Source organism: Pseudomonas sp. NFACC10-1, from assembly GCF_900119195.1.
Classification (GTDB): Bacteria; Pseudomonadota; Gammaproteobacteria; order Pseudomonadales; family Pseudomonadaceae; genus Aquipseudomonas; species Aquipseudomonas cerasi.
The window spans coordinates 34,667-58,305 of sequence record NZ_FPJB01000009.1 but is presented as its reverse complement, the minus strand read 5'-3'; the positions used below and the strand labels follow the sequence as shown (position 1 = coordinate 58,305).

General features: G+C 59.9%; 26 protein-coding genes. 12 read left to right on the top strand and 14 right to left on the bottom strand.

The window, feature by feature from the left end; translation table 11 throughout:
• The first annotated feature begins 90 nt into the window (after window positions 1–90).
• Complete coding sequence (locus BT119_RS22810; RefSeq protein ID WP_003432534.1) at window positions 91–603, top strand: dihydrofolate reductase; 513 nt, start codon at window positions 91–93, stop codon at window positions 601–603.
• A gap of 190 nt (window positions 604–793) precedes the next feature.
• Window positions 794–1,852, top strand: a complete 1,059-nt coding sequence (locus BT119_RS22805; RefSeq protein WP_024661887.1) for an HAD family hydrolase — start codon at window positions 794–796, stop codon at window positions 1,850–1,852.
• Window positions 1,853–1,893: 41 nt separating this feature from the next.
• Here BT119_RS22805 and trmB read toward each other — a convergent pair whose 3' ends face one another.
• The 4 genes from trmB to BT119_RS22785 all read right to left on the bottom strand — a co-directional run bounded on the left by trmB (window position 1,894) and on the right by BT119_RS22785 (window position 4,180).
• The gene (gene trmB / locus BT119_RS22800; RefSeq protein ID WP_217636672.1) at window positions 1,894–2,541 is read right to left on the bottom strand and encodes a tRNA (guanosine(46)-N7)-methyltransferase TrmB; all 648 of its coding nucleotides are present in this window, start codon (window positions 2,539–2,541) and stop codon (window positions 1,894–1,896) included.
• Window positions 2,542–2,638: 97 nt separating this feature from the next.
• A complete protein-coding gene (locus BT119_RS22795; RefSeq protein ID WP_003304387.1) occupies window positions 2,639–3,433 on the bottom strand; it encodes a thiazole synthase in 795 nt (264 codons plus the stop codon).
• Window positions 3,434–3,484: 51 nt separating this feature from the next.
• Entirely contained in the window at window positions 3,485–3,685 is a 201-nt protein-coding gene (gene thiS / locus BT119_RS22790) for a sulfur carrier protein ThiS (RefSeq protein ID WP_003372514.1), read from the bottom strand.
• Window positions 3,686–3,799: 114 nt separating this feature from the next.
• Complete coding sequence (locus BT119_RS22785; protein WP_003372515.1) at window positions 3,800–4,180, bottom strand: DUF423 domain-containing protein; 381 nt, start codon at window positions 4,178–4,180, stop codon at window positions 3,800–3,802.
• An 80-nt stretch (window positions 4,181–4,260) separates the two neighbouring features.
• Here BT119_RS22785 and mtgA point away from each other — a divergent pair, with 80 nt between their 5' ends.
• Window positions 4,261–4,971, top strand: a complete 711-nt coding sequence (gene mtgA, locus BT119_RS22780) for a monofunctional biosynthetic peptidoglycan transglycosylase (protein ID WP_003432530.1) — start codon at window positions 4,261–4,263, stop codon at window positions 4,969–4,971.
• Between the two features lie 134 nt (window positions 4,972–5,105).
• On the opposite strand, the gene rpoH is transcribed toward mtgA, so the two are convergent.
• The 4 genes from rpoH to ftsY form a co-directional block, all read right to left on the bottom strand.
• Window positions 5,106–5,960, bottom strand: coding sequence for an RNA polymerase sigma factor RpoH (rpoH, locus tag BT119_RS22775; RefSeq protein WP_002555629.1), 855 nt, complete (start codon window positions 5,958–5,960; stop codon window positions 5,106–5,108).
• A 118-nt stretch (window positions 5,961–6,078) separates the two neighbouring features.
• Window positions 6,079–7,113 (bottom strand): permease-like cell division protein FtsX, encoded by a 1,035-nt coding sequence (gene ftsX, locus BT119_RS22770; RefSeq protein ID WP_003372518.1) that lies wholly within the window; start codon window positions 7,111–7,113, stop codon window positions 6,079–6,081.
• Window positions 7,110–7,781, bottom strand: a complete 672-nt coding sequence (ftsE, locus tag BT119_RS22765) for a cell division ATP-binding protein FtsE (protein WP_002555631.1) — start codon at window positions 7,779–7,781, stop codon at window positions 7,110–7,112. The genes ftsX and ftsE overlap by 4 nt, the downstream gene beginning before the upstream one ends.
• The gene (gene ftsY / locus BT119_RS22760) at window positions 7,778–9,283 is read right to left on the bottom strand and encodes a signal recognition particle-docking protein FtsY (RefSeq protein WP_058396367.1); all 1,506 of its coding nucleotides are present in this window, start codon (window positions 9,281–9,283) and stop codon (window positions 7,778–7,780) included. The genes ftsE and ftsY overlap by 4 nt, the downstream gene beginning before the upstream one ends.
• 256 nt (window positions 9,284–9,539) lie before the next feature.
• On the opposite strand from ftsY, the gene BT119_RS22755 reads away from it, so the two are divergent.
• The 4 genes from BT119_RS22755 (at window position 9,540) to BT119_RS22740 (ending at window position 14,288) form a co-directional block, all read left to right on the top strand.
• Window positions 9,540–10,892 (top strand): M16 family metallopeptidase, encoded by a 1,353-nt coding sequence (locus tag BT119_RS22755; protein ID WP_003372526.1) that lies wholly within the window; start codon window positions 9,540–9,542, stop codon window positions 10,890–10,892.
• On the top strand, window positions 10,889–12,379 hold the full coding sequence (locus BT119_RS22750; protein WP_072366973.1) for a M16 family metallopeptidase: 1,491 nt from the start codon (window positions 10,889–10,891) through the stop codon (window positions 12,377–12,379). Before BT119_RS22755 ends, BT119_RS22750 begins: the two co-directional genes overlap by 4 nt.
• Complete coding sequence (gene rsmD / locus BT119_RS22745) at window positions 12,379–12,969, top strand: 16S rRNA (guanine(966)-N(2))-methyltransferase RsmD (protein WP_046720104.1); 591 nt, start codon at window positions 12,379–12,381, stop codon at window positions 12,967–12,969. Before BT119_RS22750 ends, rsmD begins: the two co-directional genes overlap by 1 nt.
• A gap of 284 nt (window positions 12,970–13,253) precedes the next feature.
• Complete coding sequence (locus BT119_RS22740; RefSeq protein WP_072367015.1) at window positions 13,254–14,288, top strand: hydrolase; 1,035 nt, start codon at window positions 13,254–13,256, stop codon at window positions 14,286–14,288.
• A gap of 7 nt (window positions 14,289–14,295) precedes the next feature.
• Here the strand turns inward: BT119_RS22740 and BT119_RS22735 are convergent, their stop codons facing one another.
• The gene (locus tag BT119_RS22735) at window positions 14,296–15,153 is read right to left on the bottom strand and encodes a sulfurtransferase (RefSeq protein WP_072366972.1); all 858 of its coding nucleotides are present in this window, start codon (window positions 15,151–15,153) and stop codon (window positions 14,296–14,298) included.
• Between the two features lie 54 nt (window positions 15,154–15,207).
• On the bottom strand, window positions 15,208–15,870 hold the full coding sequence (locus BT119_RS22730) for a TetR/AcrR family transcriptional regulator (protein ID WP_072366971.1): 663 nt from the start codon (window positions 15,868–15,870) through the stop codon (window positions 15,208–15,210).
• 367 nt (window positions 15,871–16,237) lie between these two features.
• Between BT119_RS22730 and coaD the strand changes: the two genes are divergently transcribed.
• A complete protein-coding gene (gene coaD, locus BT119_RS22725; RefSeq protein WP_003348749.1) occupies window positions 16,238–16,717 on the top strand; it encodes a pantetheine-phosphate adenylyltransferase in 480 nt (159 codons plus the stop codon).
• A 98-nt stretch (window positions 16,718–16,815) separates the two neighbouring features.
• Entirely contained in the window at window positions 16,816–17,067 is a 252-nt protein-coding gene (locus tag BT119_RS22720; protein WP_003316325.1) for a YfhL family 4Fe-4S dicluster ferredoxin, read from the top strand.
• An 8-nt stretch (window positions 17,068–17,075) separates the two neighbouring features.
• Here BT119_RS22720 and BT119_RS22715 read toward each other — a convergent pair whose 3' ends face one another.
• From BT119_RS22715 to BT119_RS22705, 3 genes are all read right to left on the bottom strand, one after another.
• The gene (locus tag BT119_RS22715; protein ID WP_072366970.1) at window positions 17,076–17,414 is read right to left on the bottom strand and encodes a multidrug transporter; all 339 of its coding nucleotides are present in this window, start codon (window positions 17,412–17,414) and stop codon (window positions 17,076–17,078) included.
• 97 nt (window positions 17,415–17,511) lie between these two features.
• On the bottom strand, window positions 17,512–18,324 hold the full coding sequence (gene mutM / locus BT119_RS22710; protein WP_072366969.1) for a bifunctional DNA-formamidopyrimidine glycosylase/DNA-(apurinic or apyrimidinic site) lyase: 813 nt from the start codon (window positions 18,322–18,324) through the stop codon (window positions 17,512–17,514).
• A 45-nt stretch (window positions 18,325–18,369) separates the two neighbouring features.
• Complete coding sequence (locus BT119_RS22705) at window positions 18,370–19,182, bottom strand: HDOD domain-containing protein (RefSeq protein WP_170846043.1); 813 nt, start codon at window positions 19,180–19,182, stop codon at window positions 18,370–18,372.
• A 238-nt stretch (window positions 19,183–19,420) separates the two neighbouring features.
• Here BT119_RS22705 and BT119_RS22700 point away from each other — a divergent pair, with 238 nt between their 5' ends.
• The gene (locus BT119_RS22700) at window positions 19,421–19,960 is read left to right on the top strand and encodes a type 1 glutamine amidotransferase domain-containing protein (RefSeq protein ID WP_003372548.1); all 540 of its coding nucleotides are present in this window, start codon (window positions 19,421–19,423) and stop codon (window positions 19,958–19,960) included.
• An 85-nt stretch (window positions 19,961–20,045) separates the two neighbouring features.
• Window positions 20,046–21,242, top strand: coding sequence for a class I SAM-dependent rRNA methyltransferase (locus BT119_RS22695; RefSeq protein WP_003372549.1), 1,197 nt, complete (start codon window positions 20,046–20,048; stop codon window positions 21,240–21,242).
• A gap of 484 nt (window positions 21,243–21,726) precedes the next feature.
• Here BT119_RS22695 and BT119_RS22685 read toward each other — a convergent pair whose 3' ends face one another.
• On the bottom strand, window positions 21,727–22,473 hold the full coding sequence (locus tag BT119_RS22685) for a TraX family protein (RefSeq protein WP_072366968.1): 747 nt from the start codon (window positions 22,471–22,473) through the stop codon (window positions 21,727–21,729).
• A 99-nt stretch (window positions 22,474–22,572) separates the two neighbouring features.
• On the opposite strand from BT119_RS22685, the gene BT119_RS22680 reads away from it, so the two are divergent.
• Window positions 22,573–23,613, top strand: coding sequence for a threonine aldolase family protein (locus BT119_RS22680; protein ID WP_003432507.1), 1,041 nt, complete (start codon window positions 22,573–22,575; stop codon window positions 23,611–23,613).
• Window positions 23,614–23,639: the final 26 nt, after the last annotated feature.

The following is a 23,639-nucleotide window of genomic DNA, read 5'->3' as shown; positions in this document are numbered from 1 at the left end:
TTCAGCAGTGAGCATAACCGCAGTCATGGGACTGAGCACGGCGCATGTCAGTTCATTCGCCTGCCCTGCGACCTCTGATATCCTCGCGGCATGAAAACTCATCTCCCCCTCAGCCTGATTGCCGCCCTTGGTGAAAACCGAGTGATTGGCGTCGACAATTCCATGCCCTGGCATTTGCCGGGGGATTTCAAATACTTCAAGGCAACGACGCTCGGCAAGCCGATCATCATGGGCCGCAAGACCTGGGATTCGTTGGGTCGCCCGCTGCCTGGCCGCCTCAACCTGGTGGTCAGCCGCCAGACTGATCTGCAGCTTGAAGGCGCGGAAGTCTTCGCTTCGCTGGACGCCGCCGTCGTGCGCGCCGAGCAGTGGGCGCAGGAACAGGGTGTCGACGAGGTGATGCTGATCGGCGGCGCGCAGCTTTATGCCCAGGGCCTTCCCGAGGCGGATCGCCTGTACCTGACTCGCGTGGCACTGAGCCCTGATGGCGACGCGTGGTTTCCTGAATTCGATACGGCGCAGTGGGCGCTGGTATCCAACATCGAAAACGCCGCCGTCGATGACAAGCCTGCCTACAACTTCGAAGTGTGGGAACGCGTCTGATCAGCAATTTCTGGAGCAATTGCGGCCGCTGACGAAAAACTGCAACAAAAGTGTCGTTTTTGGTTTCACTGTCGCAAATAAAGGGGCAAACGGCGTCATTTGGCCTTTTTCGGGTCGCTGACGTACTTTTGCCTTCACAATAATTTGTTACGGTCTGCCCCTTCGTTTTTTCGACAAGGGGAAATCGCCTATGAAACTCGTGCCAAAACTGTTGGCTGCTGCCGTCTGCTTCGGGCTTGCCAGCCAGGCTATCGCGGCCACCGAATTGAAGCATTGGCCCGAGCCTGCTGCCAAGGCGCTCGACGCGATGATTGCGGCGAATGCCAACAAGGGCAATTACGCAGTCTTCGACATGGACAACACCAGCTACCGCTTCGACCTCGAAGAGTCGCTGCTGCCGTACATGGAAAACAAAGGCCTGATCACCCGCGAAAAACTCGATCCCTCGCTCAAGCTGATCCCCTTCAAAGACACCGCCGAGCACAAGGAAAGCCTGTTCAGCTACTACTATCGTCTTTGCGAAATAGACGACATGGTCTGCTACCCGTGGGTCGCGCAGGTGTTTTCCGGCTTTACGCTTCAGGAGCTCAAAGGCTATGTCGATGAGCTGATGGCCCTGAAAAAGCCGATCCCTGCGACCTACTACGAAGGCGATACCGTCAAGCAGCTCAATGTCGAACCGCCGCGGGTATTCACCGGGCAGACCGAGCTGTACAACAAGCTGATGGAAAACGGCATCGAGGTGTATGTGATGACCGCCGCGTCCGAAGAGCTGGTGCGTATGGTCGCTGCCGACCCGAAGTACGGCTACAACGTCAAACCGCAGAATGTGATCGGCGTGAGCACGCTGCTCAAGGACCGCAAAACAGGCGAGCTGACCACCGCACGCAAGCAGATCACAGCGGGCAAATACGATCCGAAAAGCAACATGGGTCTGGAGCTGACGCCATACCTGTGGACACCGGCAACCTGGATGGCGGGCAAGCAGGCGGCCATTCTGACCTACATCGACCAGTGGAAAAAACCGGTCCTGGTCGGCGGCGATACCCCGACCAGCGACGGCTACATGCTGTTTCACAGCGTCGACGTGAGCAAGGGCGGCGTGCACTTGTGGATCAACCGCAAGGACAAGTACATGACCCAGCTGAACGGCATGATCAAGGACAATGCCGAAGCTCAGGCCAAGGAGAAGCTGCCGGTCACGGCGGACAAGAACTGGGTGATCGTCAAGCCGGACGAGATTCAGTAAGCGACACGACATTGCGGGTTGTCAGCAACCCGCAAACCCGGTCAGTCGACTTTCTCGAACTTCAGATCCCAGACGCCGTGTCCGAGCTTCTCGCCACGGCGCTCGAACTTGGTGATCGGCCGTTCCGCAGGGCGCGGAACGTACTGGTTGTCTTCGGCCTGGTTGCGATAACCGGGCGCCACGCTCATCACTTCCAGCATGTATTCCGCGTACGGGCCCCAATCAGTGGCCATGTGGAACACGCCGCCTTCCTTCAGCTTGCTGCGCACCAGTGCGGCAAATTCAGGCTGCACGATACGGCGCTTGTGGTGACGACTCTTGTGCCACGGGTCCGGGAAGAACAGCATCAGTCGATCCAGGCTGTTGTCCGCAACGCAGCGGTTCAGCACTTCAATGGCGTCGCAATCGTAGACGCGCACATTGGTCAGCCCCTGGGTGAGTACGCCGTTGAGCAATGCGCCTACGCCTGGAGAGTGCACCTCGACACCGATGAAGTCGTGCTCGGGAGCCGCAGCGGCCATTTCCAGCAGCGAGTGGCCCATGCCGAAGCCGATTTCCAGCGTACGCGGCGCAGAGCGACCGAATACCTGATCGAAATCAACAGGCGTGTCGGTCAGCGACAGGCCATACAGCGGGAGGCCTTGATCGAGGCCGCGCTGCTGACCTTCGGTCATGCGGCCGGCACGCATCACAAAACTCTTGATGCGGCGGTGCGGGCGCTCTTCGCCTTCTTCGACAGCAGGCGACTCTGGGTGCGGAACGTGCGAATCAGTCATCAACGGGCTCTTACTTGATCAGGCCATCCAGCGGCGAAGACGCGCTGGCATAGAGTTTTCGTGGCATGCGCCCGGCCAGGTAGGCCAGACGACCGGCAATTACGGCGTGCTTCATGGCTTCGGCCATCATCACCGGCTGCTGGGCATGGGCGATGGCCGAGTTCATCAATACGGCTTCACAGCCCAGTTCCATCGCGATGGTGGCATCGGAGGCAGTACCGACACCTGCATCGACCAGCACCGGCACTTTGGTTTCTTCAAGAATGATCTGCAGGTTGTACGGGTTGCAGATACCCAGACCGCTGCCGATCAGGCCGGCCAGCGGCATGATCGCGATACAGCCGATTTCGGCCAGCTGACGGGCGATGATCGGGTCATCACTGGTGTAGACCATCACGTCGAAACCGTCCTTGACCAGGATCTCGGCGGCCTTGAGGGTTTCGATCACATTCGGGAACAGGGTTTTCTGGTCGGCCAGCACTTCGAGCTTGACCAGATTGCGGCCGTCGAGCAGTTCGCGGGACAGGCGGCAGGTGCGCACGGCCTCGGTCGCATCGAAGCAGCCAGCGGTGTTCGGCAATATGGTGTAGCGATCAGGCGGCAGCACGTCCAGCAGGTTCGGCTCGCCGGGATTCTGGCCCAGGTTGGTACGGCGCACGGCAACGGTCACGATCTCGGCGCCCGAGGCTTCGATGGCCAGACGGGTCTGTTCCATATCGATGTACTTGCCGGTGCCTACCAGCAGGCGCGACTCGAAAGTCCGACCGGCCAGGACGAAGGGCTTGTCGCTGCGAACATTGCTCATCGGAAATCCTCATAACGTGCAGATTGGGTTGGGCGCAGTGCGGATTGCGAACTAGCCACCGCCAATGGCATGAACCACTTCGACCTGATCGCCTTCACTCAGGACGGTCGCCGCATGTTGACTGCGCGGCACGATATCCAGGTTCAGTTCCACCGCGACCCGGCGCCCTGCAAGGTCCAGACGGGTCAGCAATGCCGCGACGGTTTCGCCATCGGGCAATTCAAAGGGTTCGCCGTTCAACTGAATGTGCATGCGAGAGCAGCCATCATTTTAGGGGGCCAGCATTCTAGCCCGATCAGCCGGTATGACCAAGGCAAAGCCACGCCATTCGTCTCAAGCGCGGCCTGCTTTCCGGGGAGCAGGCGCTCAAGGAGGCGAGCCCAGCCTCCAGGCCGCCAGACCGAGCATCGACCAGCCGAACAGAAATGCCAGCCCACCGAACGGCGTGATGATGCCAAGCTTGCTGAAACCGGTCAGGGTCAGCGCGTAGAGGCTGCCGGAAAACAGCAGGATACCGACCGCGAAGGAGAATCCGGCCCAGGTGATCAGGCGCCCGGGGATGTGCGTTGCCAGTATCGCCACGCCGAGCAGGGCCAGCGCGTGAATCAGCTGATAAAGCACACCAGTGTGGAACACCGCCAGATACTCGGCACTCAGGCGTTCCTTGAGACCGTGGGCAGCAAATGCGCCCAGGGCGACACCGGTGAAGCCGAAGAAAGCGGCCAGCATCAAAAAGCTACGAAGCATCAGGAACTCCAGTGAAAAATCGTCGAAAGGCGCACGGTCTGTATAATGGCCCGTTCAACGGGTTCGGCCAAGCCATCTCTATGCTGCAGTCTATTCTTCGTCGTATTGTCAAAGCCCTGCTGTGGTTCGCCGCAGGCAGTGTTCTCGTGGTTCTGGTTTTGCGCTGGGTGCCGCCACCGGGCAGTGCGCTGATGGTCGAGCGCAAAGTCGAATCCTGGGTCGATGGCGAGCCTATCGACCTGCAACGCGACTGGGAACCGTGGGACAAAATCTCCGACGACCTGAAAATTGCGGTCATTGCCGGCGAAGACCAGAAGTTTGCCGAGCATTGGGGTTTCGACGTCGACGCCATTCAAGCGGCCATCCTGCACAACGAGCGCGGCGGCTCGATACGCGGTGCCAGCACGCTCAGCCAGCAGGTGTCGAAAAACCTGTTCCTGTGGTCCGGCCGCAGCTACCTGCGCAAGGGGCTGGAAGCCTGGTTCACCATGCTGATCGAACTGCTCTGGTCCAAGGAGCGCATCCTCGAGGTGTACCTCAACAGTGTCGAGTGGGACGAAGGTGTATTCGGCGCCCAGGCTGCGGCGCAACATCACTTCCGCACCAACGCCAGCGCGCTTTCCGCCCAGCAGGCCAGCTACCTCGCCGCCGTCCTGCCCAACCCGCGCCAGTGGAGCGCCAGCCACCCGAGCAGCTATGTCTCCCGCCGCGCGGGCTGGATTCGTCAGCAAATGCGTCAATTGGGTGGGGATGAGTATTTGCGGGGATTGAACAGCAGTCGTCGCTGGTGATGGGCTGGCGCTAGTTCGGAGAAGAGGACGCAGAGCGTCCAGAACGGCATACCGATGCAGAGCGTCGCACGATAGCTGATACACAAACAAAAACGCCCCGATTATCTCGGGGCGTTTTTCGTTGTTAGGCAGCCTTACGCGGCAATCGACGTCTTGAGCTTGTTCATCGCGCTTTTTTCCAGCTGACGAATACGCTCTGCAGAAACGTTGTACTTCTGCGCCAGGTCGTGCAGCGTGGCTTTTTCTTCTGCCAGCCAGCGCTGGTAGAGGATGTCGCGGCTGCGTTCGTCCAGCACGTCCAGCGCCTGATGCAGATTGGCGGTGGAGTTGTCGGTCCAGTCGGAGTCTTCCAGTTGACGCGCCGGGTCGTAGCGGTGGTCTTCCAGATAATTGGCTGGCGACTGGAACGCGCTGTCGTCATCCGCCTCGGCTGCCGGGTCGAAGGCCATGTCATGGCCCGTCAGACGGCTTTCCATCTCACGCACTTCACGCGGCTCGACGCCCAGGCTTTCAGCGACGCGATGCACTTCATCGTTGTTCAGCCAGGCCAGACGCTTCTTCTGGCTGCGCAGGTTGAAGAACAGCTTGCGCTGCGCCTTGGTCGTGGCGACCTTGACGATGCGCCAGTTACGCAGGATGAACTCGTGAATTTCAGCCTTGATCCAGTGCACGGCGAAGGACACCAGACGCACGCCCATTTCCGGGTTGAAACGCTTCACGGCCTTCATCAGACCGACGTTACCTTCCTGGATCAGGTCGGCCTGAGCCAGACCGTAACCCGAATAACTGCGCGCGATGTGCACGACGAATCGCAGGTGGGCGAGGACCATTTGACGGGCCGCGTCCAGATCCTGCTCATAGTAGAGACTCTCAGCCAGTTCACGCTCCTGCTCGGGCGTCAGCAAAGGAATGCTGTTGACCGTGTGCACGTAGGCCTCGAGGTTCGCACCCGGGACTAGAGCATAAGCAGGTTGCAAAGAAGTGGTCATACGAAAAAACCTCCAGCGCACAGGTTATGTGCAGTTCAGCATTAGCCAGATTGACCCGGAACCGCTAACCAAGTTCCTTGATTTTCAGAGGCCAGTCTGATGAAACAATAATGTGGCTCTACCGGGGCGCCAGTTCACGAAGATGTCGGGCCACCGCAATCCAGGCACCGATATACCCTAACAGAACCGCTCCAAGCAAGAGGGAAAGACCATCACCCATCGGCACACCGGCCAGCGCAAAGTCACTTCCATAGAGACCTGCCAGTCCGACAACCGCGCCGTTCAGCCAGTTCAGGCCATAAGCCAGAACGCCCCAGGACAGGATGCCCGCCCCGAAGCCGTACAGCGCGCCCATATAAAGGAAAGGCCTGCGCACGTAGCTGTCGGTACCGCCCACCAGCTTGATCACTTCAATTTCGATGCGGCGGTTTTCAATGTGTAGACGAATTGTGTTACCAATTACTAACAGCAAAGCCGAGACCAGCAGAACCGTCAAGCCGAAAACGAAACGGTCACCCAGTTTGAGGATCGCGGCCAGCCTTTCTACCCAGACCAGGTCCAGTTGCGCCTGTTCTACTTTAGGTAATCCGGCGAGTCGCGTACGCAAGGCTTCCAGCGCAGGTTTGTCCACTTCGTCCGGCGTCACCAGCACCACGCCCGGAAGCGGGTTCTCCGGCAATTCCTTGAGCGCCTCGCCTAACCCGGACTGCTGCTTGAACTCCCCCAATGCCTGTTCGCTGCTGATGTACTCGGCATCTGCCACACCGGGCATCGCCTTGATTTCATCGCGCAGGCGCGTGCCGTCGGCAGTACTGGCATCCAGATTCAGATAAATCGAAATCTGCGCCGCGCGCTGCCATGAACCACCCAGACGCTCGACATTGCTCAGCAGCAACGACAAGCCCATCGGCAGGCTCAAGGCAATCGCCATCACCAGACACGTAAAAAAGCTGCCAATCGGCTGTTTGCCCAGGCGTCGCAGGCTGTCCAGTAGACTGGAACGATGGCTTTCCAGCCAGGCGGACATCAGCGCACTGAAATCAGGGCCATCGTCATCGTGGTCGTGGCGCTGTTTTTTCTGTTTCGGCGGTAGCGGATCGGCCGCTTTTGGCGCGACGCGCTCTGAAACCTTGGGGCTGCGTGTGGCACTCATACTCCGGCCTCCCCGTCACCGATCAGACGACCGCGCTGCAGGGTCAGCATGCGATGACGCATGCGGGCGATCAATGCCAGGTCGTGACTGGCAATCAGCACGCTGGTCCCCAGTCGGTTGATATCTTCAAACACACCCATGATCTCCGCCGCCAGCCGTGGGTCGAGGTTACCGGTCGGTTCATCGGCGAGCAGCAGGGCCGGACGGTGAACAATGGCGCGGGCAATGCCGACACGCTGTTGCTGACCGGTAGAGAGGTCACCCGGGTACAACTCGGCCTTGTCGGACAACGCTACCCGCTCAAGCGCCGAATCGACCCGCTTGGCGATTTCGGGCTTGGACAGGCCGAGGATCTGCAAAGGCAACGCAATGTTGTTGAACACCGTGCGATCGAACAGCAACTGGTGATTCTGGAATACCACGCCGATCTGACGACGCAGAAACGGGATTTGTGCGTTGCTGATTTGCCCAAGATCCTGACCGGCCAGCATCAGTTTGCCGGTGGTCGGACGCTCCATGGCCAGCAACAGGCGCAGCAGCGTGCTTTTGCCGGCACCGGAATGACCGGTGACGAACAAAAACTCGCCGCGACGTACTCGAAAGCTCAGTTCATGCAACCCGACATGTCCATTCGGGTAGCGCTTACCGACCTGCTCGAATCGAATCATGGACGCTCCCGCTCCGCAAACAGTGCCTGAACAAAGGGTTCGGCCTCGAAGGTACGCAGATCATCGATACCTTCACCAACGCCGATATAGCGAATCGGCAAGCCGAACTGCTTGGCCAAAGCGAAAATCACGCCGCCCTTGGCGGTGCCGTCCAGCTTGGTCAGCGCCAGCCCGGTCAGCGTGACGGTCTGGTTGAATTGCTTGGCCTGATTGATAGCGTTCTGCCCGGTGCCCGCATCGAGGACCAGCAGGACTTCGTGAGGGGCATCTGCGTCCAGCTTGCCGATCACGCGGCGAACCTTCTTCAACTCCTCCATCAGATTGTCCTTGGTGTGCAGACGTCCGGCGGTGTCGGCGATCAGCACGTCGATGCCACGAGCCTTGGCAGCCTGCACGGCATCGAAGATGACAGAAGCCGAGTCGGCACCGGTGTGCTGAGCGATGACCGGTATGTGATTACGCTCACCCCAGACCTGCAATTGCTCGACGGCTGCAGCGCGGAACGTGTCGCCCGCCGCCAGCATGACCTTCTTGCCTTCCAGTTGCAGCTTCTTGGCCAGCTTGCCGATGGTGGTGGTCTTGCCCGCGCCATTGACGCCGACCACCAGAATCACGAACGGCTTGTGTTCGGCCTTTATCACCAGCGGTTGCTCGACAGGCTTGAGCATCGCAGCCAGTTCGCCCTGCAACGAGGTGTACAACGCTTGGGCGTCGGTCAACTGCTTGCGCGCGACCTTCTGAGTCAGGCTCTTGATGATGACCGAGGTGGCCTCAACGCCGACATCGGCGGTCAGCAGGCGGGTTTCGATTTCTTCCAGCAGATCATCATCGATGGCCTTCTTGCCCAGAAACAGGCTGGCCATGCCTTCGCCGATGCTGGCACTGGTCTTCGACAGGCCCTGCTTGAGACGCGCAAAGAAGCCGACCTTGCCGGTTTCTGGCTCAGGTGTCGGTGCGGGCGCCGGCACTGCAACCGCTTGCGCAGCAGGCTGAACAGGTTGCGGCATTGCCTGCGCGACCACTGGCTCAGGCTCTGCAACAGGTTGAACCAGGACCGGCTCAGGCATCGCGAGCGGCACGATATCCGCCACCGGCTCCGCTATGACGGGTTCAGGCTCCCGCGGTTCGGGCGCAACAGGGGCATGGTTCTGTTCAGGGATGGCCGGCGTGACATGCGGCTCTCGCTCGTCACTCAATGCCACCGGCTCTTCAGTCACCGGCAAGGTCAGCCAGGGCTGGGGCGACGGAGCACCGGGCTCGACATGACGTTGCGAGGCAGGCTCAGCCGCTTCGACGGTGACTTCAGACACCGATTGCGAGGCAACATGAGGCTCAACCTGCGGCGTCGCTGCAACCTGATCGGCGATCGGGTCGGGTTGCGTCGGGGATGATTCTGCTGGCTTCGACTCGGTTTGCTGCGGCTTCTTGCGCAACCATCCGAACAGGCCTTTCTTCTCTCCAGCCTCGGCTGGGGTCTTCTTGTCGTCGTTGGAACCAAACATGGAGGACGGCTATCTCAAGGTTGCGGGGCGCCAGAGGGCGACCCGGAAAAATTCTGACATGCAAAACAGACTGCGTTTAGGACTTCTTGTTCACTCATCGGCCGCGTGTGCAGCTACCTTTACCTGCGTTTCAGACAGGTTTCACTCGCAATCGGCCAGTGAAGGCTGTCTCTGAAGCAAACGGATCAGTATCCTAACACCCCCGCGCCCGCCGACGCTAAGTTCAAGCGGGCCGTCCTACAGGTTCAAACTACGAATGAATGCTCTTGCCCGCCGCGCCGCAGGCCTGCTGCTCAGCACAATTTGTCTGCCTTTGACAGCATTGGCTGCTGATCCGCAACCGACTCACGAATTCACCCTCGACAATGGCCTGAAGGTTATTGTTCGCGAAGACCACCGCGCTCCTGTGGTGGTATCGCAGATCTGGTACAAGGTCGGCTCCAGCTACGAAACGCCGGGCCAGACCGGTCTGTCCCACGCACTTGAACACATGATGTTCAAAGGCAGCAGCAAAACCGGGCCGGGCGAGTCCTCGCTGATTCTCCGCGATCTGGGCGCTGAAGAGAATGCGTTCACCAGCGACGACTACACCGCCTATTACCAGGTGCTGGCGCGTGACCGCCTGAACGTCGCGCTGGAGCTGGAAGCCGATCGCATGGCAACCCTGAAATTGCCCGCCGACGAATTCAGCCGCGAGATTGAGGTCATCAAGGAAGAGCGTCGCCTGCGTACTGACGACCAGCCAATGGGCAAGGCGTTCGAGCGCTTCAAGGCAATGGCCTACCCTGCCAGCGGCTATCACACGCCGACCATCGGCTGGATGGCGGACCTGGAGCGCATGAAGGTCGAAGAACTGCGCCACTGGTACGAATCCTGGTATGCGCCGAACAACGCCACGCTGGTGGTCGTCGGTGATGTGCAGCCGGACGAAGTCAAAGCCTTGGCAGAGCGCTTCTTCGGGTCGATCCCGCGCCGCGATGTACCGCCTTCGAAAAAACCACTGGAACTGGCCGAGCCAGGCGAGCGCAAGATCACCCTGCACGTCAAAACCCAGTTGCCGAGTCTGATCTACGGTTTCAACGTACCCAGTGTCGCAACCGCTGAAGATCCCCGCTCGGCGAACGCCCTGCGTCTGATCGCAGCGCTGCTCGACGGTGGCTACAGCGCACGCATTTCATCGCGCCTGGAACGTGGCGAAGAGTTGGTCTCCGGTGCCTCGTCGCGTTACGACGCGTTCGCTCGCGGCGACAGCCTGTTCATGATCAGCGCCACACCCAACCTGCAGAAGAAGAAAACCCTGGCCGATGTGGAAGCCGGGATCTGGCGCCTGCTCGATGAGCTGAAAACCAAGGCACCGTCCGCCGAGGAGCTGGAGCGTGTCCGGGCTCAGGTCATTGCCGGTGTGGTCTACGAGCGCGACTCGATCACCAGCCAGGCGACCATGATCGGAGAGCTGGAAACCGTCGGCCTGTCCTGGAAGCTGATGGACAATGAACTGGAGGCGCTGCAAAGCGTGACCCCGCAAGACATCCAGAAAGCTGCCAACACCTATTTCACCCGTGAGCGCCTCAGCGTTGCGCACGTTCTGCCTGAGGAGAAAGCCAAATGATCACGCGCAATGCTCCACGTCATGCGCTGCTTGGCCTGATCCTGGCCGGTTCGCTCGGCGCCTTTGTCGCACTGCCAGCCCTGGCCGACGACGCGCCTGCCGAGCAGGGCCAGGCCGCTCCCGCGCTGGGCAGCAACCTGCAGACCCTCAAGGAACTGGACGGCAAGGCTCCGGCCCGTCGCGCCCTGAACATCCAGACCTGGAATACCGCCGAGGGCGCCCGGGTGCTGTTCGTGGAATCCCGCGAATTGCCCATGTTCGACATGCGCCTGACGTTCGCCGCCGGTAGCAGCCAGGACCAGAAATCCCCCGGCATTGCCCTGCTGACCAACGCCATGCTCAACGAGGGCATCAAAGGCAAGGACGTCAACGCGATCGCCCAAGGCTTCGAGGGCCTGGGCGCCGACTTCAGCAACGGGTCCTACCGTGATATGGCGGTGGTCTCGTTGCGCAGCCTGAGTGCTGCGGACAAGCGCGATCCGGCCCTGAAGCTGTTCAGTGAGGTCGTGGGCAAGCCCACCTTCCCTGCCGATTCTCTGGCCCGCATCAAGAACCAGTTGATCGCCAGCTTCGAGACTCAGAAACAGAACCCTGGCGCTATCGCCAGCAAGGAACTGTTCAATCGTCTGTACGGTGATCACCCCTACGCTCATCCAAGCGAAGGCGACGCCAAGAGCGTCAATGCCATCACTCTGGCTCAGCTCAAGGCGTTCCACGCCAAAGGCTATGCAGCGGGCAATGCAGTGATTGCTCTGGTCGGAGACCTGTCGCGAGACGACGCGCAGGCCATCGCGGCACAGGTATCTGCCTCGTTGCCCAAAGGCCCGGCGCTGGCCAAGGTCGCTGACCCGGTCGAGCCCAAGGCAGGCATCACGCACATCGAATTTGCCTCCAACCAGACGCACCTGATGCTCGCGCAGTTGGGCATCGACCGTAACGATCCGGATTACGCGGCACTGACCGTGGGTAACTCGGTATTGGGCGGTGGCGGCTTCGGCAGCCGACTGATGACCGAAGTGCGGGAAAAACGCGGCCTGACCTACGGCGTGTCTTCCGGCTTCACTGCCATGCAGGTGGCGGGGCCGTTCATGATCGGCCTGCAGACGCGTGCGGAAATGAGCGAAAACACCCTCAAGCTGGTGCAGGACATCGTTCGCGACTTCCTCGCCAACGGTCCGACCCAGAAAGAAGTCGACGATGTGAAGCGCGAACTGACCGGCAGCTTCCCGCTGACTGCAGCCAGCAATTCGGCCATCGTGGGCCAGTTGGGTGCCATCGGTTTCTACAACCTGCCGTTGACCTACCTCGAGGACTACATGGCCGCCGCGCAGAACGTGACCGTCGAACAGGTGAAAGCGGCAATGAGCAAACACCTCAGCGCTGACAAGATGGTCATCGTCACCGTGGGTCCGACCGTTGAGCAAAAACCCTTGCCGGCGCCGACCGACAAACCCGTCCGCCAACCTGCAGGGGTCCCGGAACACTGATGGCCAATCCACGTCCGAAGGGCCACAACGGCCTGGGTCAGCTTCGTATCATCGGCGGAGAATGGGGCAGCCGCCGCCTGACCTTCCCCGACGCCCCCGGCCTGCGCCCGACACCTGATCGCGTGCGCGAAACCCTGTTCAACTGGCTGGCACCCTACATCGCCGGTGCCCGGGTGCTGGACGTTTTCACGGGCAGCGGCGCGCTGTATTTCGAAGCCTTGTCGCGTGGCGCCAGCATGGGCCTGGCCCTGGACAGCAACGCGGCAGCCATCGCCAGCCTGCGCCAGAACCTCAATGCGCTGAACTGCAGCAGCGGTCAGGTCTCCCAGACCGACGCCCTGCGCCACCTGGAAACCGCCACCGCCTCGCCCTTCGACGTGGTGTTCCTCGACCCGCCCTTCCATCAGGGCCTGCTGGCTTCAGCCTGCAACCTGCTGGAAAGCCACGGCTGGCTGGCCGACACCGCCTGGATTTACACCGAAAGCGAAACACCGCCATCGACCACCGGCTTGCCGGGCAGCTGGCGATTGCACCGCGAGAAAAAGGCTGGTCAGGTGTATTACGCGTTGTGGCAGCGGAGCCAGGGCTGACAGCTCACGAACCAATGCTCCGCGTTTGGCATGCAGCTCTGAACGTTCCGCGCCCTGTTGACGACGCAGAGCGTCATGAAAGGCATTCCCACCCTGGAGCAACTACAACTATCGTGCGACGCTCCGCGTCGCATGCCGTTCTGGACGCTGTGCGTACTCTTTTGCGATGCAGAGCGTCACCAAACGCACTTCTATACGCAACGACACCGTCAAGCCACTTACATCCCGGACCACTTAATGGCAACGTACAGCTTCAGCCCCTGAACTGATCGTTGAGCAAGCACGTGTCCACACGCCCTACCTTTCTGTCCCATGCCAATCCATTCGTCCCGGCCGTCGGCATGGGCAATCCGCATTTGCAGACGCTTTGGGGACCGCTGCTGCGCAAGCCGACGCTGCTGGCGCGTACGCGAGAGCGGTTGTGGTTGCAGGACGGGGACTTTCTGGACATGGACTGGCATGGCCCGGATGAGTCCGATAAACCCTTGGTGCTGGTACTGCACGGCCTGACCGGGTCGTCCAACTCGCCCTATGTTGCCGGCCTGCAAAAGGCCATGGCAGCGCAGGGCTGGCCGAGTGTGGCGTTGAACTGGCGCGGTTGCTCGGGAGAACCCAATTTGCTGTCGCGCAGTTATCACTCAGGCGCGAGCGAGGACCTGGCCGAAGTGATCGCTCATTTGCGCTCGCTGCGGCCATTGGCTCCGATTTATGCGGTGGGGTATTCACTGGGCGGCAATGTATTGCTCAAGTACCTCGGCGAATCCGGCGCCAACAGTGATTTAAGGGGCGCCGTGGCGGTGTCCGTGCCGTTCCGTCTGGACGAATGTGCCAACCGTATCGGCCAAGGCTTCTCGCGGGTTTATCAGCGGCACTTCATGCGCGAAATGCTGGCTTATATCCGTGACAAGCAGCATCGGTTCCAGCATGAAGGCATCAGCGAGGGCCTGGCCGAGCTCGCCGCGCTGGGCTCACTGGAGAACATGCGCACCTTCTGGGACTTCGATGGCCGGGTGACTGCGCCGTTGCATGGGTTTACCGATGCCACGGATTATTACCGCAGAGCGTCCAGCCGCTACTACCTGGGCCAGATTCAGACGCCGACGCTGATCATCCAGTCCAGCGACGACCCATTCGTATTCCCTCACAGCCTGCCCGAACCCAGCGAGCTGTCGTCCTGCACCGAATTCGAACTGCACACCAAAGGCGGGCATGTCGGCTTCGTCGAAGGCTCGCTTCGTAATCCGCGTTACTACCTCGAACGCCGCATCCCGCTGTGGCTATGCGCCGCCCACGCGCGCGACGGCTCGCTCACGAGTTGATAACGAATCAATCGGCGCCCGTGGCGATTTCCCGTTCAGGATCGGTGATCCATTCACTCCACGAACCCGCATACAGCGTTGCCAGCGGATAGCCGGCCAGACACAGGGCGAACAGGTTGTGGCAGGCGGTGACACCTGAACCGCAATAGGAGACCAGACTCTCCGGCGGGCGGCCCTGCAGCTTTTCAGCGAAACGCTGCCTGAGCTGTTCGGGCGGCAAAAAGCGTCCATCGGGACCGAGGTTGTCAGTACAGGCTGCACACTGCGCACCGGGAATATGCCCGGCAACCGGATCCAGAGGTTCTACGTCGCCTCGAAAGCGGGCTTCGGCACGGGCATCGATCAGGGTCATTTCCGGGCGTCCCAGACGACCCTGCAAGCGACTGCCGCTGAGCACCATGGACATGTTCGGCTCGCCGCTGAAATGACCGGGCTCACGATTCGGCGCATCCAGGCTCAACGGCAGCCCCGCAGCGTGCCAGGCCTTCAGCCCGCCATCGAGCAGGTAGACGCCTTCGCGCTTGCCCATCCAGGCCAGCAACCACCAGACCCGCGCGGCATACATTCCCGGACCATCGTCATACAGCACAACATCGCTGTCGGCGTTGATGCCCCAAGCCTGAAAGCATTGCAGCAAAGCGGCGGGATCGGGCAGTGGATGACGTCCGGTCTTGCCTTTGATAGCAGGCCCGCTGAGGTCGCGCTTCAGATCGGCAAAAGACGCGCCCTCAATACGCCCCTGGGCGTAACTGCGTTGACCGTAGTCGGAATCTTCGAGCGCGTAACGGCAATCGAGAATCACCAGGCCTGGAGTTTTCTGGCGTTCAGCCAGTTGCTCAGGGTTGATCAGTTGCGCAATGGACATGACACACTCCTGTGGCAGAGAACCGACAAGCTGGCTGCTCGTCAGTCCCGGAATTCACATCAGAACCTCGGGCAGTGACGCGTGAAACGTCTTGCACAGGGCATCGAACGCTTCGCGAGACTGAGGCGCGACAAAAACAGATTCGAGCATAAGTACCTGATAGACGCCACGTCGAATAGCCGATTGGTTGATCTGCGTGGAGTTTTCCCGATTGGTGCACAGAAAACGCACCCACGACGTCAGGACGATCCAGGTGTTAAGACTGGTCCACTCGATCTGCGACTCATCCATTTTCAGGATGCCCGCCTTGATGAATCCCCGGTAGATGGTCATCGCCTGCATCAGACAGCGGTACGAAAAACGCCGATAACGCCGCGCCAACTCCTCATCCGAGGTCAGCAGGTGCTCAAGATCACGCTGCAGAAAACGGTAGCGCCACATGGCGTCGATAATCGCCAGGAAGTAATCGCGCTTATCCTCGATGGTCGGCGCACGGTCGGCTGGCAGGGTCAGGAAACTGCCGATCAGCATCTCGTACTCGGAGAACAGTTCGGCGATGATCGCCTGCTTGTTGGGAAAGTGGTAATAGAGATTGCCGGGCGAGATTTCCATGTGCGCAGCGATGTGATTGGTGGTCACGCAACGCTCGCCCTGCTGATTGAACAGTTCCAGACTGGTTTGCACGATTCGTTCACGGGTTTTGGTACGCGGTGCCATGCTGGGCCAGGCCACTCTTTGCTGATCAGGTGATGGCAATCTTAGCGCAGGCTGATACTGCGATGGTGGCAGAATCGCGGCGATAAGGGTGTCACGTCGACGCAGGCACACCCGCCCGGGCCAAGACCGGACGGATCGAAAATCCGGATGACATCCCGCTCGTCAATCAGTGTCCGTCTTACAAAGTTTTTCATCGGCCGACCAGCCGCTGTGACTGCGCTAAATAGCCCCAAAATCAGGGATTTCAACATAAACATGGCCGATAATCGGCGCAATACGACGTTTGATACCTGCCGCGCAGCTTGGCCCATCGGGAAGGCTGCGATACCATCCGAGTCCCACAACGGACTCCGACCAGGACGACGCGATGAACCGAGTGTTGTACCCAGGCACCTTCGACCCGATTACCAAGGGCCATGGAGATTTGGTCGAGCGCGCCTCGCGCCTGTTCGACCAAGTGGTCATTGCGGTTGCCGCCAGCCCGAAGAAAAACCCGCTGTTCCCTCTGGAGCAACGCGTCGAGCTGGCCCGCGAAGTCACCAAGCACTTGCCCAATGTGGAGGTGGTCGGTTTTTCGACCCTGCTGGCGCATTTTGCCAAGGAGCAGAATGCCAACGTCTTTCTGCGCGGACTTCGTGCCGTATCGGACTTCGAATACGAGTTTCAGTTGGCCAATATGAATCGCCAGCTGGCACCGGACGTCGAAAGCCTGTTCCTGACGCCCTCGGAGCGCTACTCGTTCATATCCTCGACGTTAGTGCGTGAAATCGCCGCGTTGGGCGGTGATATCACCAAATTCGTTCATCCTGCAGTGGCCCAGGCGCTGACCGAGCGCTTCAAGCGCTAGACTCGCTGCATGTGAAGGTGCATCCCGAAGCCTAATGCGGCACAATTCGCCGCATTGGTTTTAATGTGCCCCGGCGTCGGCTGCGGCAGGAGCAATTCATGTCCCTTATCATCACTGACGATTGCATCAATTGCGACGTCTGCGAACCCGAGTGCCCAAACGAGGCGATTTCACAAGGCGAGGAGATCTACGTGATCAATCCGAACCTGTGCACCGAATGCGTCGGTCACTACGACGAGCCTCAATGTCAGCAGGTTTGCCCGGTCGACTGCATCCCTCTGGATGAGAATCACGTCGAGAGCAAAGAGCAGTTGATGGACAAGTACCGGATCATCACCAGCAAGGCTTGATTACGCCTTCACTGCTGCTTGCCGTACCCGTCGCCCGTGCAACCCAGACAACGCACGAAGGCTGCCTTGCCCGGATCCACCACCAGCGCCTTGCCTGTTGCCCCAAGGTTGCCGCCTGCCGCCGCAAAAGGCGCAGCGATCACGAACAGTCCTGTACCGATAACGGTGGCCGCGATCAACAAGGGGCGGGCAATCAGCAAGTCACCGATCATGGCAAACGCAGGTGGGTTCTGGATGGTGTAGACCGGATCGCCGCTGCCTGTGGTGACATCGGCGGCCACCACTGGCAGCGCCTGCAGGCCGATGAACAACGCCAGCGCGGCAGCGAGAATACGAAACGGGCTCATGGCTTGATCCTTCAGGCGTCGCAAATAATTAAGGTGCCATCACTATAAACAGGGCTGTGGGTTAAGCAAATGGCCCAGAGCCCCTGTCATCTGTATTTCAGCGCTGACATTTCGGGCAATACACGCTGGCGCGCTGGCCGAGTTTGACTTCACGCAGCGTCGTACCGCACACCTTGCATGGCTGACCGCCACGACCATACGCAAACAATTCCTGCTGGAAATACCCAGGCTTGCCGTCACCGCCGATGAAGTCACGCAGAGTGGTGCCGCCACGTTCTATAGCGTAGGCCAGAATGCGTTTGATCTCGATGGCCAGCTTCAGGTAACGCGCGCGGGACACACTGCCCGCTTCGCGGCGCGGGTCGGTGCCGGCGGCGAACAGCGCTTCGGTCGCATAGATATTGCCCACCCCGACCACAACGGCGTTGTCCATGACGAACGGCTTGACCGCGATCGACTTGCCACGCGAGCGCTCGTAAAGACGCTCGCCATCGAAAAGATCGGTCAGCGGCTCCGGCCCCAGGCGGATCAACAGTTCGTGGTTGTGCGGATCGAGACTCCAGAGCATCGCGCCAAAACGACGCGGGTCGGTGTAACGCAAGGCCAGCCCGGACTCCAGTTCGATGTCGACGTGCTCATGTTTGAGCGCCGGAAGCCCGGCTTCGACCAGACGCAGATTCCCGGACATACCCAGGTGACTGATCAGGGTGCCCACCTCGGCCTGGATCAGCAGGTACTTGGCGCGTCGATCCACCTGCACGATACGCTGGCCGGACAGGCGAACGTCCAGATCCTCGGGAATGGGCCAGCGCAAGCGGCTGTCGCGCACGATCACGCGGCTGACGCGCTGACCTTCAAGATGCGGCGCAATGCCACGACGGGTGGTTTCGACTTCAGGTAATTCAGGCATGGACAACTCGGTCGTGCAGAAAGGACAGGCCGGGGCGGCGCCGGATCAGCGCGCGCCCAGCTCGCGAATGCTTTCCCTCAGGTATTCAAAGTCATATTCGGACAGGCCCACGTAGTCCAGCACCAGCGCACCGATGCATTCCCACTCGTGATCCTCGTCCTGATTGCCCAGCACCCGATAGGACTGGCAGATATGCTCGGCCATTTTCAGCGGAGCCAGGAGGTTCTTGAGCGTGGCATTGCGACTGGTATCGTCCAGGAAAATCGCCAATGCGTTGTGATGATTGGCAATCGCGTCGGTAACGTGTGCAGGCAGACGCCAGGATTTGGCCGTGTAATAGCCGACGACCGAATGGTTGGTGTCGAAGGCGCTGTTTTCGGTATCGACGATGCGGCAATCGGGCCCCGCGTTGGCGTAGGCCTCTTCCAGCACCGGCATGTAGTTGGGAAAACGCTTGAGCATCAGCGGTATGCCGCAGTCGTGAAACAGGCCCAGGGCGTAGGATTCGTCCACCGTCTGCGAGCCAATGCGCTTGGCCAGGGTCAGACTGGTCATCGCGACATCCTGCGCCGTATCCCAGAAACGGTTGAGCGCGACGATGGTTTCATCGGTCATCTCGCCCCTGATCGACTGCGCGTTGATCAGGTTGATCACAGTCCGACTGCCCAGCAGGTTTACCGCCTTGTCGATCGAGGCAATCTTGTTGGACAGGCCGTAGTGTGGAGAGTTGACGATCTTCAACAGCGCCCCGGACAACCCGGGATCCTGAGCGATCAATCGTGCAATCGCCCCCAGGTCCGGATCGGGCATGTATTGCTCCATCTGCAGATCCACCATGATTTGCGGCTGCGGAGGCACACTGATGCCCTGCAACGCTTGCTGGATCTGTTCTGGGCTTAGCTCTTCGGACATAGGAATTCACTCACGTTGATGACTGGATTCTGACCCCTTGCGGAGAAACGGTCCATCACCCGAGACGAAGATATTCTCGGAACTTTGCCTTATACGAAGCTTCGGACGTTGTGTTAACGGCGTAAACGGCGGCTTCAAAAAGGCCTGCCAGACGCTACTCTTAAGCCCGACACTGGAGGATCCCATGTCTAAAGCATTGACTGGCAAACGCATAGCAATTCTTGTAACCGACGGTTTCGAACAGGTTGAATTGACCGGTCCGAAAGAAGCGTTGGAGCAAGCAGGCGCCACCGTGGAAATCCTTTCCGCTGAAGAGGGCAAGGTCAAAGGCTGGAATCACGACAAACCTGCCGATGACTTCAAGATCGACGGCACGTTCAAGGCTGCCAACGCCAGTGACTATCATGGCGTGGTGCTGCCGGGCGGTGTACAGAACTCCGACACCATCCGCATAGACAGCGACGCGCAAAAGATCGTCAAGGACATCGAGGCCGCGGGCAAGCCAGTGGCGGTGATCTGCCATGGCAGCTGGCTGTTGATCTCGGCAGGCCTGGTAAAGGGTAAAACCCTGACCAGCTTCAAGACGCTGAAAGATGACCTGGTCAACGCGGGCGCAAAATGGGTCGATCAGGAAGTCGTCACCGACGGCAAACTGATCAGCAGCCGCCAGCCCGATGATATCCCCGCCTTCAACAGCAAACTGATCGAAGCGCTGTCTGCCTGACAGATTCCTTCAGTTAATTGCAGTCATCCCGGCCCAGCGCCGGGATGACGCGCTATAATCCCGCTCTTTTTTCAGGAGCGACGTCATGTCCCTGCCTAGCTTGCGCCTCAAAGCCAACGCCGACCGCCGCTTGCGCGCCGGTCATCTGTGGGTCTACAGCAACGAGATCGATGTAGCCGCCACTCCACTGCATGGTTTTGCAGCCGGTGATCAGGCCATCCTCGAAGCTGCGGGCGGCAAGCCGCTGGGCATCGTCGCCATGAGCCCCAACAACCTGATCTGCGCACGCCTGCTGTCCCGCGACATCAAGCTGCCGCTCGACAAGTCGCTGCTCGTCCATCGCCTCAACGTTGCGCTGTCGCTGCGTGAACGCCTGTTCGACAAGCCTTTCTACCGTTTGACCTACGGCGACTCCGACCTGCTGCCGGGTCTGGTAGTCGACCGTTTTGGTGACATTCTGGTCGTTCAACTGGCCTCGGCCACGATGGAAAACCACAAGGAAGACATCATTGCGGCGCTGGTTCAGGTCATCAAGCCAAGCGGCATTCTGTTCAAGAACGATTCGGCGGCTCGCGATGCGGAAGGCCTGAATCGTTACGTCGAAACCGTTTTCGGTCTGGTGCCGGAATGGGTTGCGCTGGAAGAGAACGGCGTGAAGTTCGAAGCACCGGTCATGGCCGGGCAAAAAACCGGCTGGTTCTATGACCACCGCATGAACCGCGCGCGCATCGCCCCTTATGTCAAAGGCAAGCGTGTGCTGGACCTGTACAGCTACATCGGCGGCTGGGGCATTCAGGCAGCGGCTTTCGGTGCCAGCGACGTCACCTGCGTCGACGCGTCGTCCTTCGCCCTCGATGGCGTGGAGCGCAACGCAGCCCTGAACGGTTTTGCCGAAAAGATGACCTGCATCGAAGGCGATGTTTTCGAAGCGCTCAAGGAACTGAAAGCCGCAGAAGAGCGTTTCGACGTAATCGTCGCCGACCCGCCTGCATTCATCAAACGCAAGAAAGACATGAAAAACGGTGAAGGCGCCTACCGCCGCCTGAACGAGCAAGCCATGCGCCTGCTCAGCAAGGACGGCATTCTGGTCAGCGCGTCGTGCTCGATGCACCTGCCGGAAGACGACCTGCAGAACATCCTCCTGACCAGCGCCCGCCATCTGGACCGCAACATCCAGCTGCTCGAGCGCGGCGGCCAGGGCCCGGACCATCCGGTACACCCGGCCATTGCCGAAACGCGCTACATCAAGAGCATCACCTGCCGGCTGCTGCCCAACAGCTGATACCAAAGCGCCCGGCCTCGTCGCGCCTACAAGAGCTCGCTGTTCCTGACTATCGTGCCGATGCTCTGCGTTGGCATGCCGTTCCGGACGCTCAGCGCCGCTATAAAGAAGCGCTTTTTTATCACAGTGGCACTTGACGACGCAGAGTGCGACGTAAGTGACGGCTGAGTCCTGGCGCTGATCCGGGGGTAGCCTGGCAGGACGCCAGGCTAGCCGCACCGGGCCATGGATGGCCCGTTGCGGCGACCCCCGGATCAGTGACAGGGCGAAGGAACCCGACGAAGTCGGGCCGGAAACAGGAGCGAAGGACTTTGCTCACTTTGGTCCCTCAAAGTGAGTCGCCGAGGGGCGAAAAGGTGAGCTGAGCCGAACCCCAATCTACCTAACGAAAGAAAAACCGCCGTGTGACGCAGAGCGTCACGAACTGCATTCCCACGCGGAGCGTGAGGAACGAGAAGTGTGTGGGATAACTGCATACTCCCGATCAAACCCTGCCCACCACCATTCGCAAGCCCAGCAACAGCAGAAAGTGCAGCGGGTAGATCGCATAGGCCCAGCGCCGCATAGGGATCACTGCGAACCCGGGCTTTGTCCGCAGCAGCGCGATGCCCAGTACAGGCGCCAATACGCAGGTGAGTATCGAACCGATGGAAATCGGATCGCCCCAACTCGCACCGGCAAACATCTGCGACCAGGCATTACCCGCCAGACAAAAGACCGCCGGAAATATCGCATACCAAAGCCTTCTTTCCAGCACCAGCACAAAGACCAGCGGCAGCAATACACCGGCAAAGCCAAACATCAGGTATTTCTGGAAGATCGCCGTCAGCAGCAGTGCGACAAGGGCCATCACTCGGGTCGTCGGATTGCGATGCTGCCAGCCCTGAGCGATCACCAGCCCCAGTAGCAGCGTCGGCATTACATTCAGCACTGTGGCGTCAGCCATGAACAGCCGATACGGGATCTCCGCCAGCCCGGCAAACACCAGCAGCCAGCCCAGATAACGCCATTGCACCCGCGGGGCCACGATGGCTGCGCTGCGCCGGGAAAGATTCACGGCGATGGCCAGGCAGAACCAGGGAAAGGCAAAACGCCCCGGCACGTATAGAAAATCGACTGACCAGCCCACATAGCGAAGGTGGTCAAGCACCATACTCAACATCGCCAGCCACTTGAGCAGGTCCAGCGCCTTGTTGCGTCCGGGCAGAAAAGGCGGGTTGGAAAGATCCATATTGCTCCTGAATGAGGAATTGCGTCATGCAGCCAACACATGACCGAACCTTATATTGTCGCTACAGTGCGCACCATAATCGCCCATAAGGAATCGGCCATGACAGACCAAAGCCAACAGTTCGCCAGCGACAACTATTCCGGTATCTGCCCTGAAGCCTGGGCGGCCATGGAGCAGGCGAACAAGGGCCATCAACGCGCTTATGGTGACGATCAATGGACTGCACGCGCTTCGGATGATTTCCGCCGACTGTTCGAAACCGACTGCGAAGTATTTTTCGCCTTCAACGGCACGGCGGCCAACTCGCTGGCGCTGTCATCGCTGTGCCAGAGTTACCACAGTGTCATCTGTTCGGAAACGGCTCACGTCGAAACCGATGAATGCGGTGCGCCGGAGTTTTTCTCCAACGGCTCCAAACTGCTGACAGCCCGCAGCGCGGGCGGCAAGCTGACCCCGGAATCGATTCGTGAAGTGGCGCTCAAGCGTCAGGACATTCACTACCCCAAGCCGCGCGTCGTGACCCTGACCCAGGCCACCGAGGTGGGTGGCGTTTATCAGCCGGAAGAACTCAAGGCGATCAGCGCGACCTGCAAGGAACTGGGCCTGCATCTGCACATGGACGGTGCCCGTTTCTCCAATGCCTGCGCCTTTCTGGAGGCGTCCCCGGCTGAACTGACCTGGAAGTCCGGCGTTGACGTGTTGTGCTTCGGCGGCACCAAAAACGGTATGGCGGTGGGCGAAGCCATTCTGTTTTTCGACCATGATCTGGCTGAAGACTTCGATTATCGCTGCAAGCAGGCCGGGCAACTGGCATCGAAGATGCGTTTCCTGTCTGCACCGTGGGTCGGCCTGCTGGAAAACGACGCCTGGCTCAAACACGCCCGCCATGCCAACCGCTGCGCGCAACTGCTCGCCGAACTGGTCAAGGACATTCCTGGCGTGGAGCTGATGTTCCCGGTGCAGGCCAATGGCGTGTTCCTGCAACTGTCGGAGCCGGCCATTGCTGCACTGACCGCTCGTGGCTGGCGTTTCTACACCTTCATCGGCAACGGCGGCGCACGTTTCATGTGCTCGTGGGACACCGAAGAAGAGCGCGTGCGTGAACTGGCCGCCGATATCAAGCTGGTGATGCAGGGCTGAAGCGTCTGGCTCAAAGCTTGCAGGTG

Coding starts and splice junctions, on each gene's coding strand:
- rsmD (WP_046720104.1), top strand. CDS start 12,379: ATGGCCAATCCACGTCCGAAGGGCCACAACGGCCTGGGTCAGCTTCGT.
- BT119_RS22750 (WP_072366973.1), top strand. CDS start 10,889: ATGATCACGCGCAATGCTCCACGTCATGCGCTGCTTGGCCTGATCCTG.
- mutM (WP_072366969.1), bottom strand. CDS start 18,324: ATGCCTGAATTACCTGAAGTCGAAACCACCCGTCGTGGCATTGCGCCG.
- coaD (WP_003348749.1), top strand. CDS start 16,238: ATGAACCGAGTGTTGTACCCAGGCACCTTCGACCCGATTACCAAGGGC.
- BT119_RS22735 (WP_072366972.1), bottom strand. CDS start 15,153: ATGTCCATTGCGCAACTGATCAACCCTGAGCAACTGGCTGAACGCCAG.
- rpoH (WP_002555629.1), bottom strand. CDS start 5,960: ATGACCACTTCTTTGCAACCTGCTTATGCTCTAGTCCCGGGTGCGAAC.
- BT119_RS22805 (WP_024661887.1), top strand. CDS start 794: ATGAAACTCGTGCCAAAACTGTTGGCTGCTGCCGTCTGCTTCGGGCTT.
- BT119_RS22785 (WP_003372515.1), bottom strand. CDS start 4,180: ATGCTTCGTAGCTTTTTGATGCTGGCCGCTTTCTTCGGCTTCACCGGT.
- BT119_RS22700 (WP_003372548.1), top strand. CDS start 19,421: ATGTCTAAAGCATTGACTGGCAAACGCATAGCAATTCTTGTAACCGAC.
- BT119_RS22810 (WP_003432534.1), top strand. CDS start 91: ATGAAAACTCATCTCCCCCTCAGCCTGATTGCCGCCCTTGGTGAAAAC.
- BT119_RS22685 (WP_072366968.1), bottom strand. CDS start 22,473: ATGGATCTTTCCAACCCGCCTTTTCTGCCCGGACGCAACAAGGCGCTG.
- BT119_RS22695 (WP_003372549.1), top strand. CDS start 20,046: ATGTCCCTGCCTAGCTTGCGCCTCAAAGCCAACGCCGACCGCCGCTTG.
- thiS (WP_003372514.1), bottom strand. CDS start 3,685: ATGCACATTCAGTTGAACGGCGAACCCTTTGAATTGCCCGATGGCGAA.
- ftsY (WP_058396367.1), bottom strand. CDS start 9,283: ATGTTTGGTTCCAACGACGACAAGAAGACCCCAGCCGAGGCTGGAGAG.
- BT119_RS22730 (WP_072366971.1), bottom strand. CDS start 15,870: ATGGCACCGCGTACCAAAACCCGTGAACGAATCGTGCAAACCAGTCTG.
- mtgA (WP_003432530.1), top strand. CDS start 4,261: ATGCTGCAGTCTATTCTTCGTCGTATTGTCAAAGCCCTGCTGTGGTTC.
- trmB (WP_217636672.1), bottom strand. CDS start 2,541: ATGCGTGCCGGCCGCATGACCGAAGGTCAGCAGCGCGGCCTCGATCAA.
- BT119_RS22795 (WP_003304387.1), bottom strand. CDS start 3,433: ATGAGCAATGTTCGCAGCGACAAGCCCTTCGTCCTGGCCGGTCGGACT.
- BT119_RS22720 (WP_003316325.1), top strand. CDS start 16,816: ATGTCCCTTATCATCACTGACGATTGCATCAATTGCGACGTCTGCGAA.
- BT119_RS22755 (WP_003372526.1), top strand. CDS start 9,540: ATGAATGCTCTTGCCCGCCGCGCCGCAGGCCTGCTGCTCAGCACAATT.
- ftsX (WP_003372518.1), bottom strand. CDS start 7,113: ATGAGTGCCACACGCAGCCCCAAGGTTTCAGAGCGCGTCGCGCCAAAA.
- BT119_RS22680 (WP_003432507.1), top strand. CDS start 22,573: ATGACAGACCAAAGCCAACAGTTCGCCAGCGACAACTATTCCGGTATC.
- ftsE (WP_002555631.1), bottom strand. CDS start 7,781: ATGATTCGATTCGAGCAGGTCGGTAAGCGCTACCCGAATGGACATGTC.
- BT119_RS22715 (WP_072366970.1), bottom strand. CDS start 17,414: ATGAGCCCGTTTCGTATTCTCGCTGCCGCGCTGGCGTTGTTCATCGGC.